The organism is Pseudomonas khorasanensis (genome assembly GCF_014268505.2).
GTDB classification, from domain to species: domain Bacteria; phylum Pseudomonadota; class Gammaproteobacteria; order Pseudomonadales; family Pseudomonadaceae; genus Aquipseudomonas; species Aquipseudomonas khorasanensis.
In genome coordinates, this window is the sequence record NZ_JABWQP020000001.1 from 163,404 (window position 1) to 177,576 (window position 14,173).

The 14,173-nt window shown below is 61.5% G+C and carries 6 protein-coding genes; 1 reads left to right on the plus strand and 5 read right to left on the minus strand.

Features of this window, described 5'->3' with window-relative positions:
* Nucleotides 1-18: 18 nt before the first annotated feature.
* From HU727_RS00850 to HU727_RS00860, 3 genes are all read right to left on the minus strand, one after another.
* Nucleotides 19-1,380: an HlyD family type I secretion periplasmic adaptor subunit gene (locus HU727_RS00850; protein WP_186532119.1), complete on the minus strand. Its 1,362-nt coding sequence runs from the start codon at nucleotides 1,378-1,380 to the stop codon at nucleotides 19-21.
* A 10-nt stretch (nucleotides 1,381-1,390) separates the two neighbouring features.
* Nucleotides 1,391-3,550, minus strand: coding sequence for a type I secretion system permease/ATPase (locus HU727_RS00855; protein ID WP_186532118.1), 2,160 nt, complete (start codon nucleotides 3,548-3,550; stop codon nucleotides 1,391-1,393).
* 164 nt (nucleotides 3,551-3,714) lie between these two features.
* Nucleotides 3,715-5,073, minus strand: coding sequence for a TolC family outer membrane protein (locus HU727_RS00860; protein ID WP_186532117.1), 1,359 nt, complete (start codon nucleotides 5,071-5,073; stop codon nucleotides 3,715-3,717).
* A gap of 532 nt (nucleotides 5,074-5,605) precedes the next feature.
* Between HU727_RS00860 and HU727_RS00865 the strand changes: the two genes are divergently transcribed.
* On the plus strand, nucleotides 5,606-12,715 hold the full coding sequence (locus HU727_RS00865) for a retention module-containing protein (protein ID WP_186532116.1): 7,110 nt from the start codon (nucleotides 5,606-5,608) through the stop codon (nucleotides 12,713-12,715).
* A gap of 316 nt (nucleotides 12,716-13,031) precedes the next feature.
* Here HU727_RS00865 and HU727_RS00870 read toward each other — a convergent pair whose 3' ends face one another.
* Nucleotides 13,032-13,427, minus strand: coding sequence for a YbaN family protein (locus HU727_RS00870; RefSeq protein ID WP_186532115.1), 396 nt, complete (start codon nucleotides 13,425-13,427; stop codon nucleotides 13,032-13,034).
* A gap of 10 nt (nucleotides 13,428-13,437) precedes the next feature.
* Nucleotides 13,438-14,025: a UPF0149 family protein gene (locus HU727_RS00875; protein WP_186532114.1), complete on the minus strand. Its 588-nt coding sequence runs from the start codon at nucleotides 14,023-14,025 to the stop codon at nucleotides 13,438-13,440.
* Nucleotides 14,026-14,173: the final 148 nt, after the last annotated feature.

Genomic DNA, 14,173 nt, shown 5'->3' on the forward strand with positions numbered 1-14,173 from the left:
ACCGCAAATTCAACATGGCTAACGTTCGCGCATCGCCTCGGTCCGCGCCTTCAGCACCGGTTTGAGCAAATAATCCAGCACGCTTTTCTCCCCGGTAATGATGTCCACTGTCGCCACCATCCCCGGAATGATCAACAGCGGTTTCGCATCCCCGCCCAGGTGATTTTTATCGGTGCGCACCTGAATCAGGTAGAAACTATTGCCCTTGTCATCGGTGATGGTGTCGGCGCCGATCAACTCGAGCTTGGCGCTCAGACCGCCGTAAATCGTGTAGTCATAGGCGCTGAACTTGACCATGGCTTTCTGGCCCGGGTGCAGGAACGCGACGTCTTGCGGGCGCACCTTGGCTTCGATCAGCAGGTTGTCTTCCAGCGGCACGATTTCGACCATGTCACTGCCGGGCTGGACCACGCCGCCGATGGTGTTGACCTTCATTTGCTTGATCACTCCGCGCACTGGCGAGGTCACCGTGGTGCGGCTGACGCGGTCGTCGATGGCGATGCTTGAAGCCGTGATTTTCGACAGGTCGGTGCGTTTCTCATTCAATTCCTTGGCGGCCTCGGACCGGAAGGTCTGTTCCGATTCGTCGATCTTGCTGCGGATCTCGGCAATGGCCGATTCGGCGCGGGGAATCGCCAGGGTCGTCGCGTTCAGCGAGCCACGGATCTCTACCGCGCTGCGCCTGAGCCGCAGGATCTCCACCGGTGAGACGGCGCCGGTTTTCACCAGCGGTTCGGACATGTTCATCTCTTGTTGCAGCAGCGCCAGGCTGGAGCTGAACTGGCCTTGCTTGGAGCGAAATTCCGCCAGCTCCTGAGTTTTCTGCCGCAACTGTTCGCTGAGGGTGCGTTGCTCGCTGGCGAGCCGACGCTGGCGTTGTTCGTGCAGCGAGCGCTCGTCTTCGGCGACTTGCGGCGCCTTGGCGATCACTTCAGCGGAGAGCTTGAAGGGTCGCCCCTCGGCCTCCGCCGACAGCCTTTCGACCTGCGCCGTCAGTGCGTAACGATCAGCCTCGCTCTCGCCCTTGTTCGAGCGAAACCGCGTGTCATCCAGACGCAGCAAGGTATCGCCCTTGTTGACCATTTGCCCTTCACGAACAAAAAGTTCAGTGACAATCCCGCCCTCCAGGTTCTGGATCACTTGAACCTTGCTCGACGGAATCGCCTTGCCTTCGCCCATGGTCACTTCTTCGAGCACGGCGAACTTGGCCCAGACCAGCGAGGCGATCAACAGCGCCGCCGCCAGCCACACGGTGATTCGCGATTTGCGCGGCGAGTCCTGCAACGAAGCGCCAGCGGTTTCCGGCATGAACTCGGCTTCGGCGCTCTTGCCGAAGCTGTCGAAGTAACCGCGCTTGTTGCTATCGGAGGAAGCAGGCATGGCGTTACTCCTAGACCGCCGCCGAGCCGACACGGCCCTTGCGCAGTGCATCGATGACCGCTTCTTTCGGACCGTCAGCGACGACCCGGCCGTTGTCCAGCACCAGCAACCGGTCCACCAGGCTCAGCATCGAGGTGCGATGGGTGACGAGCAACAGGGTTTTGCCCTGTACCCAGCCGTGCAGTTTCTGCCGCAGCGCATCTTCGCTGCTGTTGTCCATGGCGCTGGTGGGTTCATCGAGCAGCATTATTGGTGGGTCGAGCAGCAATGCGCGCGCCAGCAACACTGCCTGGCGCTGGCCGCCGGACAGCAACTGCCCACGCTCGCCCACCGGCCGGTCGAAGCCTTGTGGATGTTGCCGGGCAAGCTCGGTGACACCGGTCAGTTCTGCGACTTCGAGCATGCGCGAGTCGCTGATATAGCGCGCGCCCAACGTCAGGTTGTCACGCAGGCTGCCGGCGAGCAGGGGGAGGTCGTGGGCGACATAGCCGATCTGCTGGCGCAGGTCAGCGACGTCCAGTTGCCGCAGATCGAGACCGTCGAGCAGCAACTGGCCTTCCTCTGCTTCATAAAAGCCCATGACCAATCGCGCCAGCGTGCTTTTGCCTGAACCGCTGCGCCCGATGATCCCCACGCGCTCGCCGGCTTTCAGGCTGAACGTGACATCGCTCAGCGCCGGAGCATTCTGGCCGTTGTAATGGAAAGTCACGCCGCTGACATCCAGCGCACCTTGCAGTTGGGTGCGTTCCAATGGCCGCTGTTTGCCGTCACGTTCCTGCGGCAGGGCCATCAGCGCGTCGGTGCTTTTCATGGTCAGTTGCGCTTGCTGATAACGCGTGATCAGCCCGGCGATCTGCCCCAGCGGAGCGAGTACGCGGCTGCCAAGCATGTAGGTGGCGACCAGCGCGCCGACGCTGAGGTTGCCGGCGATGATGCTGTAGACGCCGGCGACAATCGTCGCCATTCCGGAAAACTGCTGGATGAACAAGGTGCCGTTGGTGGCCAGCGCCGACAGGTTGCGCGCGTGGCTGTCGAGGCGGGTGAGGGCGCCGTGGGTGCTTTCCCATTTGTGCTGGCGCTCGCTTTCGGCGCCGCACGCCTTGAGGGTTTCCAGGCCACCTAGGGTTTCGATCAGCACCGCCTGACGTTCGGCGCCCAGGCTCAGGCTCTTCTGCACGGTGTCGCGCAGGCGCACCTGAATCGCCATGGCAAAAATGATTGTGATCGGAAAGGCCAGCAACGGAATCACCACCAGCCAGCCGCCGAGCAGGCCGATCACCACCAGCATCAGCACCACGAAAGGCAAATCGATGAGGCTGGTCAGCGTCACGGCGGTGAGAAATTCGCGCAGGCCCTGGAAGTCATGAATGCTTTGGGCAAAACCGCCGATGGTCGCCGGGCGCGCTTTCATCGACATGCCGGTGATGCGCTCGAACAATGTGGCGGAAAGGATCACATCGGTTTTCTTGCCGGCGGTGTCGAGCAGGTGCGCCCGCACCAAGCGCAGCACCAGCTCGAAACCGGTGCCGATCAACAAGCCGATCGACAGCACCCACAGCGTTGATGTCGCCTGATTCGGTACGACGCGATCGTAAGTTTGCATCACGAACAGCGGCACCATCAGGCCCAGCAGGTTGATCAGAAAACTGGCGAGGATCGCATCGCTGTACAGCCATTTCGACAGCTTGAGGGTGTCGCGAAACCACGCATGCACCCGTGGTACCAGCGGCGAGCGCAGGTCTTCGAGTTCGTGGCGCGGACGGGCGAACAAGGCCTGACCGCTGTAGTGCTCGCTGAGCTCTTCACGGCTGACCCATTGCTCGCCGCCATCGGCCTCACTGGGCAACAGCAGGGCTTTTCCGTCATCGCCAAAACGCCGCAATACCGCCGTGCGGCCGTCGTTGAGCAGCAACAGGATCGGCAGGTTCAGCGGCGAAATGTCTTTCAGGTCACGACGCAACAGCCGCGCCTGCAACCCGGCCCGGGCCGCAGCACGGGGCAGCAGATCCAGGCTCAGGCGTTGTTTGTCCAGAGGCAGCCCGGCGCTCAGGCTGGCGCGACTGACCGTCGCGCCATGCAGCTTGCAGAGAATCAACAGACCGTCGAGTAACGGATCATCGAAGCTTGCGCGCGGATCGACTCCCGTCGCGCCGGGTTCCATGCTGGTCATATTGATTGCCTCTGTTCTGAACGGGCTCGGTTATCGGATCGTTCCCACGCTCCCGCGTGGGAATGCAGCCCGTGACGCTCCGCGTCACTGGACGCGGAGCGTCCCTAGAGACATTCCCACGCAGAGCGTGGGAACGATCAGGGCAAAGTCAGTTCCTGCACCGTTTATTTCAGCTCGGGGAGACGCGCCTGGCTCTTCACTTCCGTCGTGGCGATCGCATCAGCAGGCAGCACCACCCGTTGCTTGCTCAACAACTGGCCCATGTTCGCCAGCACGCGGTACATCGAGTATTCCTCGGTGTAACGGATTTCGGTGTAACGACGGTTGGCGTTGTAGAGCTCGTTTTCACTGTCGAGCAAGTCGAGCAGGGTGCGTTGGCCGAGGCCGAACTGGTCCTGATACGCGGCGCGTACGCGCTTGGTGGTTTCGGCGTATTCGCGGGCGGTCGGGGTCTGTTTCCTGGCGTTTTCCATGGCGTTCCACGCCAGACGGATGTTCTCGTTGAGCTGACGCAGGGCGTTGTTACGAATGTCCATCGCCTGGTTGATGTCGTGGGCATTGGCGGCCAGGCGCGCCTTGTCGCTGCCGCCACGGAACAGGTTGTAGTTCATCACCACACCGACACGCCATTCGTTGTCGTGGCCTTCATCGCCCTGCACGTTGTTGTTCGCGCCCACCGCCGCTTCAGCGTCGAAGCGCGGGTAAAACGGCGACTTCGCCACTTCGTACTGGCTCTCGGCGGATTGCACGTCGGCCTGAGCCGATTTCAGATACGGGTTGTTGTCGACCATGCTCTGCTGCGCTTCACGCAGATCCGGGGGCAACTCGCCGCGCGTCGAGGCCGGGGTTTCCAGTTCATCAGGCATGCGCCCGACCACGCTGTAGAAATTCGATTCGGCGTCGGCCAGGTCCACTTCGGCGGTGTCGAGGTTGTTTTGCGCCAGCGCTCGACGGGCAACCGACTGGTCAGAGTCCGCCGTGCTGCCGATGCCGCGCTCGGTGCGCAGGCCGATCTGATCGTTGACGCGCAAGTGCGCCTGCAGGTTGTTCTTGGCCAGCGTCACCAGTTCGCGGCGCTTGAGCACTTCGAGGTAGACCTCGATGGTGCGCAGGGCCAGATCCTGAGCGGTGCCTTGCGCGTAGTAGGCGCGCGAATTGGACACGCCTTTGGTGCGCTCGACCTCGTTGGCGGTGTTGAAGCCGTCAAAGATCATCTGCCGCATGCGCAGCTCGGATTGGGTGTAAGTAAGAATCTCGGTGTTGTGATTGCCGAAGGCGCGGGTGTTGGTGTTGTCGCTATAGCCGCGACCGTAAGCGGCATTCAGGTCGACGGAGGGGTAGAAACCGCCCTTGGCCACTTTGACTTGTTCATCGGCCGACAGCCGAGCGTCCACGCGCGAAGCCAGTTCCGGGTGAGTGGCGATAGTGCTTTGAATTGCCTCGGTGAGGTTCATGGCCTGGGCTTGGGAAGTGCAAGCCATGGCCAGCAAAACCGCGCTGCAGAGGGGGGTTAGAACGCGCATGGGTGCATCTCCCTGGATCTCAATGTTGTGTTACTGTCGCCAAATATTTGACGTAATTTTAGGGTGTAAGCGTTTCACTCTTGTAACAACAGAGCTAAGAACATCCTGAAGCGTAGCTAAGAAAAAATTTTCATAACGCTTATGCCAAAAAAAACTTATGCGGTTTGTAAAAAGCAGCACATTGTTCAGCTCGAAAGCCTTTGTTTTACGCGCTTTAGGGAGCTCAAAAAGGCTTGAGGAAAGTTCCATTCACTTTGCAACACGTTGCGAAGTACTGCTGAAGGGGAGGGACGCGTAACGGCTAGCAAGCGACAGATTTTTGTCACTTGGGTGATTCGCCACCGTTACGTAGCGCTAGCGGGTTGATGCATTGAACGGGATTGGCAAGTGCTTGATGGCACTGGCAATTCTCTTCAGGCCAGACCCGCGAAACGAACTGCCGAGGGTGCGAGCGTCGCCCACGGCAACCCGATTGAGCCATGGGCTACTTCGCGAACCAGTGCCGACGGTGGTCGGCAGCGGAGGATTTCACATGGCAACGCTCATCGGTACGGTCTCTAAAGTCATTGGTCAGGTGTTCGCACAGGCGGGCGATGGCATCAAGCGTCCCTTGTTCGAAGGCGACCGTTTGTATGCTGGCGATCAACTGATCACTGGCGCGGAAGGCGCGGTGGCGGTGAAGCTGCAAAATGGCCAGGAACTGACCCTCGGTCGCGGCAGCAGCATGACCATGACGGGGCAATTGCTGGCCGAACAGGCTGTCCCGGTGAACGTGGACGAAGCCCAGACCCCGAGCCAGGCGCAGCTGACTGACGTAGAGCAGATTCAGAAAGCCATCGCTGCCGGTGATGACCCCAGCAAATCCGCCGAAGCCACCGCCGCAGGCCCCAACGCGCCCACCGGCAATACGGGTGAACTGGGCGGCGGACACAGTTTTGTCCTGCTGACTGAAGTCGGCGGCCGGGTCGATCCGACCATTGGCTTCCCCACTGCCGGGTTCAATGGCATTCCCGAATTCCCTGAAGAACGCCGCGAAGCGGTGATCGACAACGGCGACGACACCCCGGCGCCAATCGTGGTGCCACCACCGGTTAACAATCCGGTCATCCTCAACGGTCTTGACGCGGCGGGCGGCGAGCTGAACCTCAATGAAGCGAATCTGCCTGACGGTTCGGCGGCCAATTCCGGTGCGCTGACGCAAAGCGGCAGTTTCACCGTGTCGGCCCCGGACGGCTTGAGCAGCCTGAGCATCGGCGGGATCAACGTGATCGTTGGCGGTGTGCCGATCGGTTTCCCGCAATCGATCACCACACAACTGGGCAACACCCTGACCATCACTGGCTACAACCCTACGACCGGCGCCGTGAGCTACAGCTACACGCTCAACGGCAACGAAACCCATGCGGCCGGCGACGGGGTAAACAACCTCAGCGAACAATTCACCGTGATCGCCGGCGACAGCAATGGCGACACCGCCACCGGCACCCTGGACGTGAATATCACCGATGACGTGCCCAAAGCCTTTGACGACGCGAACGGCACCGCCTCGGAAACCCTGCTGACCCTGACCGGCAACGTCCTGACCAACGATGTGCAAGGCGCCGACCGCGTCCCCACCGGCCCCGTCACGCCCGGCACATTCACCGGCACTTACGGCACGCTGGTGCTGAACGCCGACGGCACCTACACCTACACCCTCAACACCAGCGACGCCGATTTCAAAGCCTTGACCGGCGGCGGCAACGGCAGCGAAACCTTCGCCTACACGATCACCGATGCCGACGGCGATACCAGCACCGCCAACCTGGTCCTGCAGATTCACAACAACGACGATCCGGTGATCATCGACGGCCTCAACGTCAATGGCGGCGAACTCACCGTTTACGAAAAAAACCTCAGCGACGGCAGCGCGCCGGATGCTGGTGCGCTGACCCAAAACGGCACTTTCACCATCACCGCACTGGACGGCGTCACCACGCTGACCGTGGGCGGTATCGCCGTGGTCACCAACGGATTGACCGCAGGCTTCCCGCAGTCGATCACCACGCCACTGGGCAGCACGCTGACGATCACCGGTTTCAACGCCACCACCGGCGTGGTCAGTTACAGCTACACCCTGGCCGACAACGAAGCGCATCCAACCGCCAACGGCGCCAACAATCTACCTGAGCAATTCGCCGTCACGGTGGTGGACGATAACGGCACGACCGCCAACGGCACGCTGGACGTGAACATCGTCGACGACCTGCCGAAAGCCGTCGATGACAGCAACGGAACAGCGTCAGAAGCCCAACTCACGCTGACCGGCAACGTCCTGACCAACGATGTGCAAGGCGCTGACCGCGTGCCCGGCGGCCCGGTTACGCCCGGCACTTTCACCGGCACTTACGGCAGTCTGGTGCTGAATGCTGATGGCACCTACACCTACACCCTCAACACCAGCGACGCCGATTTCAAAGCCTTGACCGGCGGTGGCAACGGCACGGAAACCTTCGCCTACACGATCACCGATGCCGACGGCGACACCAGCACCGCCAACCTGGTCCTGCAGATTCACAACAACGACGATCCAGTGATCATCGACGGCCTCAACGTCAATGGCGGCGAACTCACCGTTTACGAAAAAAACCTCAGCGACGGCACCAGCCCCAACACGCCCGCGCTGACCCAGAGCGGCACTTTTACCGTCAGCGCCCTTGATGGTCTGCAGACTCTCACGGTCGGTGGTATCGCCGTGATCACTAACGGCGTGGCCGCAGGCTTTCCGCAATCTACGATCACACCGCTGGGCAGCACGTTGACCATTACCGGTTACGACGCGGCGACCGGTGTGGTCAGTTACAGCTACACCCTGGCCGACAACGAAGCCCACCCAACCGCCAACGGCGCCAACAGCCTCACCGAGAACTTCGATGTCGTCGCGACTGACACCGATGGCAGCACGGCCAGCGGCCAGATCAACGTCAACATCGTCGACGATTTGCCTACCGCGCACCCGGACGCCGCGTCAGTGGCGGAGGGCGGCACCGTCAGCGGCAACGTGTTGAACAACGACATCGGCGGCGCCGACGGCCCGGCGGTCACAGGCGCAGTGGTCGGCGTGCGCGCCGGTGCCGACACCTCCACGTCGGTGATCGGCGGGCTCAATACGCAGATCAATGGCACTTACGGCTACCTGACCCTGGATGCCAACGGCAACGCGGTCTATCAGAGCAATCCCAACGCCGTGAGCGGCCCGGGTGCAGTGGATGTGTTCACCTACACCGTGCGCGATGCCGACGGCGACGAAAGCACGACCACGATCACCATCGATGTCTACAACAGCGAACTGTGCGCAGTCAGCGACACTGACGTCACCGTGTACGAAAAAGCCCTCGACCTTAACAAGGACGGCCAGGACCTGGCGGCGGGCAGCGTGGTCGGCAGCGACCCGACCAGCACTGGCGAAACCGCTTCCGGCACATTGGTTGGTTCGGTCACCGGCGCGATCGGTGCAATCAGCTATGCGCTGGTCGGCAGCGCCACCGGCAACTACGGTCAGATCGTCCTCAATCCCAACGGCACTTACACCTACACCCTGACTTCGCCGGCCACTACCACGCCGCATGCCGACGACGGCGCCAATAGCCTGACCGAAACCTTCACCTATCAGGCCACCGATTCACTGGGCAACGTCGTCACCAGCAACATCGTTGTGAGCATTGTCGATGACGTGCCCAAAGCGCTGAACGACAGCAATGCCAACAACGCGACAGAGACGCAGCTGACCCTGACCGGCAACGTTCTCGACAACGACGTGCAAGGCGCCGACCGCGTCGCGAGCGGACCGGTGACCGCCGGCACGTTCACCGGCACATACGGCACGCTGGTGCTAAACGCCAACGGCACGTACACCTACACGCTGGACGCCAACGATGCCGACTTCAAAAATCTGCACGGCGGGGGCAATGGTACTGAAACGTTCGCCTATACAATCACTGACGCGGATGGCGATACCAGCACCGCCAACCTGGTGCTGAACATTCAAAACAACGATGACCCAGTGTGCCTTGAAGGCCTGAACGTGAAGGGCGGCGAACTCACCGTCCACGAGAAAAACCTCAGCGACGGCAGCAGCCCCGATACCTCGAAGCTGACCCAAAGCGGCAGCTTCACCGTCACCGCGCTCGATGGGCTGCAAACCCTCACGGTCGGCGGCATCGCCGTGGTCAGCAATGGCGTGGCCGCCGGCTTGCCACAATCCGTCGTCTCGCCGCTGGGCAGCACGTTCACCGTCACGGGTTACGACCCGGCCACCGGCGTGGTCAGTTACAGCTACACCCTGACTGACAACGAAGCCCATCCAACCGCCAACGGCGCCAACAGCCTCACCGAGAACTTCGATGTGGTGGCGACCGACACCGATGGCAGCACCGCCAGCGGACAGATCAACGTCAACATCGTCGACGATTTGCCGACCGCCTACGCCGACACCGGTTCGGTGGCCGAGGGTGGCACTGTCAACGTCAGCGTGCTCGGCAATGACAGCAGCGGTGCCGATGGCGCCGCCACGGTGGTCGGCGTGCGCGCCGGCAGCAACACCGCGACGCCGGCCAGCGGCGGTCTCAACAGCAACATCAATGGCAATTACGGCTACCTGACTCTCGACGCGGCCGGCAACGCCGTCTACCACAGCAACCCCAACTCGGTGAGCCCGCCGGGTGCCACCGATACGTTCACTTACACCCTGCGCGACAGTGATGGCGATGAAAGCACTACGACGATCACCATCAATGTTGCTGACAGCAAACTGCTCGCCTCGGTCGATCAGGATGTGACGGTCTATGAAAAAGCCCTCGACCTGACCCAGGGCGGCCAGGACCTTGCCCCCGGCACGGTCACCGGCAGCGAACCGGGCAACCCGGGCGAAACCGCAAGCGGCACGCTGGTCGGTTCGGTCAGCGGTGGCAGCGGCGCGATCACTTACACCCTGGTCGGCAGCGCCACTGGCAGCTATGGACAGATTCAGCTCAACGTTGACGGCACCTACACTTACACGTTGACCTCGGCGCCGAAAACCGCGCCAAGTGCCAACGACGGGCCGAACACTCTGAGCGAAAGTTTCACCTACAAAGCCACGGACTCGCTGGGCAACAGCACCACCAGCACGCTTGTGGTCAACATCGTCGATGACGTACCCAAAGCCGTGGCGTCCGATCGTTCGGTGACGGCGGTGGAGATCGATTCCAACCTGCTGATCGTCCTCGACGTCTCCGGCAGCATGGCCGACCCCTCCGGTGTGCCGGGCCTGTCGCGGCTGGCGCTGGCCAAGCAGGCGATCAGCGCGTTGCTCGACAAATACGACGACCTGGGCGATGTGAAAGTGCAACTCGTCACCTTCAGCAGCGGCGCCACTGATCGCACCGCAGTGTGGGTCGATGTGGCGACGGCCAAGACCATTCTGGCCGGCCTGACGGCGGGCGGCGGCACCAACTACGACGCAGCCGTGGCGGTGATGCAAACCGCGTTCAACACCTCGGGCAAACTCACCGGGGCGCAGAACGTCGGCTATTTCTTCTCTGACGGCAAGCCCAACGAAGGCGACATTGGCACCGCCGACGAAGCCGCGCTGAAAAACTTCCTCGATGCGAACAGCATCAAGAACTACGCGATCGGCCTGGGCAGCGGCGTGAGCAACGCCAACCTCGATCCGCTTGCATACGATGGCATCAATCACACCAACACCAACGCGGTGGTGGTCACCGATCTCAACCAGCTCAACTCGGTGCTGTCCGGCACCGTGCAGGGTGCGCCGGTCACCGGTTCGCTGCTGGGCGAGGGCGGTTCATTCGGCGCCGATGGCGGTTTCATCAAGTCCATCGTGGTTGACGGCACCACCTACACCTACGATCCCAAGGCCCTCAGTGGCCAGGGCTCGCTGACCGCAACGGGCGGCGCCAACCACGGCACGTTCAACACCGCGAACAACACCGTCAGCATCGCCACCAACAACAGCGGCACGTTGGTGGTCAACCTCGACACCGGCGAATACAGCTACACCTCGCAGAAAACCACCGCCGTGGTCATCACCGAAAACATCGGTTTCACCGTCAGCGACAACGACGGTGATCTGGCCAGTTCGACGCTGACCGTCAAAGTGATTCCCAACGCGCCGCCGGTGGCGATGGACGACCACGTCATCACCAACGTGCTGTCGGGCAACATCGTGGTGCCGGGCGAATTGTTGCTGGCAAACGACACCGACCCCAACGGCGACACGCTCAACGCCACGCCGACCAGTTTCAACACCGGGTGGATCTCTAAATCCGCGGACTTCACCGGTACCGGGGTGGTCACGTTCAACGGCCAGAATAACAATGCCGCCAACCAGTCTTTGGCCAACGTGCGCAGCGCCTTCAGCGCCAATGCCGCGACCATGACCGCAGTGCTGGTGGTCAGCGGTTACCTCGGCATGGTGAGCAACGGTAACGCCAATGATGAAGATCGCATCACCGTCCACCTGCGCCAAGGCGAAACCCTCAACCTGGATCACAACCTGGGCGGCGGTCGGATCAGCATGGAGTATTCGCTCAACGGCGGCGCCTACCTGCCGCTGACCGATGGGCAAACCCTCACCGCCTCGGCGGCTGGCATCTACCAGATCCACATCACCAACATTGGTAACGGCGGTGGCAACCCCAACGCGGCGGAAAACTACGAGCTGACCATGACCCTTAACTACGCCGGGGCCAATAACGTCGCTCCGGATTTCAACGGCACCTACACCGCCAACGACAACCACGGCGGCAGCGACACGGCCAACGTCAGCATCAGCTATCAGGACGGCCACACCCTCACCGGAACTGCCGGCGATGACATTCTGGTAGCGGGCGCAGGCAACAACATCATCAATGCTGGCGACGGCAATGACGTACTCACTGCAGGCTCCGGCAACAACGAAATGCACGGCGGCGCTGGCAACGATTTGCTCTACAGCGGCGCCGGCAATGACCTGCTCGATGGCGGCACCGGCAGCGACACCGCCAGCTATGCCCACGCGACCGCCGGGGTCACGGTCAACCTGGGCCTGCTCGCGGCACAAAATACCCTCGGCGCCGGTACCGACACATTGACGGGAATCGAAAACCTGATCGGCTCCAACTTCAACGACAGCCTCACTGGCGACGGCAACAGCAACGTGATCAACGGCGGCCTCGGCAATGACTTCCTTAACGGCGGCGGTGGCGACGACGTGTTGATCGGTGGCCCGGGCAACAACACGCTGACCGGCGGGGCAGGGGCCGACACCTTCCAGTGGCTCAAAGGCAATAGCGGCCATGACCTGATCACCGACTTCACCCCCGGCGCCGACAAGCTCGACCTGTCGCAACTGCTGCAAGGCGAAAACGGCAGCACCGCGTCGCTGGACGACTACCTGCACTTCACCGTCAGCGGCAGCGGCGCTTCGGTGATGACCAGCATCGACGTCAGCGCCATGGCCGGTGCCACGCCGAACCAGACCATCGACCTGGCCGGCGTCAACCTCGCCAGCCACTACGGCGTGACACCGGGCGCAGGCGGCATGATTGCCAGCGGGCATGACACGGCGACGATCATCAGCGGCATGCTCAATGATCACTCGCTGAAGGTGGATACGGTTTGATCTGAAGTCTGAAACGACAAAACCCGCCGCCCCGGTTGATTTAGGGACGGCGGGTTTTTCATGACTAAAACAGATATCCCTGGAGCTGCCGAAGGCTGCGATCTTTTGACTCGGATCGTTCCCACGCTCCGCGTGGGAATGCAGCCAGGGACGCTCCAGAGCTGGAAGGCGGAGCGTCCCTTGAGGCATTCCCACGCAGAGCGTGGGAACGATCATCACTTTTGACTCGGAGCGTGGGAACGAACAGCAAGGATGCGTAGCCTGGGAGGGGGGCTTGGAGACTGTTTTAACGCTTCTGTTTGAAGACAGCGAGTGATCAGGATTTGCGCAAAGTTTTCTGCCGCACGATATAAACCGTCACCAGCACCGCACTTATCAACATGAACCCCCGCGCCCACACTATCGGCACCAGATAGCACGAAAACACAATGCTCACCCACATCAGCCCGATCGCGTAGACCTTGCCCATGAGTGGAATGCCGCTGCCGTCGAGATAATCGCGGATCCATGGCCCCAGCCGTGGGTGCTCGACCAGCCATTGATAGAAACGTGGGGAACTGCGGGCGAAGCAAGCCGCCGCGAGTAACAGGAAGGGAGTGGTGGGCAGAACAGGCAAGAATATCCCGATCACCCCCAGCGTCACGCTGAGCCAGCCGATGATCAGCAGGACGTAGCGCAACATCAGGGGGCGGTTGCCTATGGGGTTGTCCATAGGCCGGGTCTTAGTGGTGGCGAGGCTTGAGGATCGCCGGTTTTTCGTCGGGTGCCTGGCACAGCAGGTACAGCGCGGTCAGGGCTTCGGGGATCTGGACGATCATATCGTCCATCAGGTTGGCGTCCTTGGCTATGTCTTCGAACTCAGGCTGCTCATCGAACAGGCCGGAACCGACCATGATCGGCAGGAGCATTTCGCTGACTTCTTCTTCGGCGGTCTCGAACCAGGCCGCTTCGCGCAGGAACACGCCTTCCATGAAACCGATGCACCAGCCACGCAGGTCGGAATCGTCCGGCTCTTCGCCCAGATCCAGTTCGCAGGGCAATTCGAATTCTTCATCCGAAGCCAGTTGACGCGCGATGTGCGCTTTAAGGCCGATCAACGTGGCTTCGATTTCGGCACGCTGGGCTTCGTCGCTGTAATGCGGCTCTTCAGCGAACAGGGCGTCGATCCACTCGCGCTCTGGCACGTCTTCGGAACAGATCGACAGCGCGGTCAGGTAACCGTGGGCGGCGACGTAATCCAGTGCCTCGTCGTGCAGCTCGTCGGCGTCGAGAAAGACTTGCAGGCGGGTCAGTTGCTCAGCGAAGGACATTACGGGGCTACCTTGGGAATAAACAATGCGGGAATTCTAGGCCTTCTTGCGCGCTCTAGCCAGCCGCCTGGCAGATTTGCCGTAATTGCCGGACTTCATGCAAACCCTGTGGCGGGTTTAGCAGTGTCTTATCAGCGGCACCCTGTGC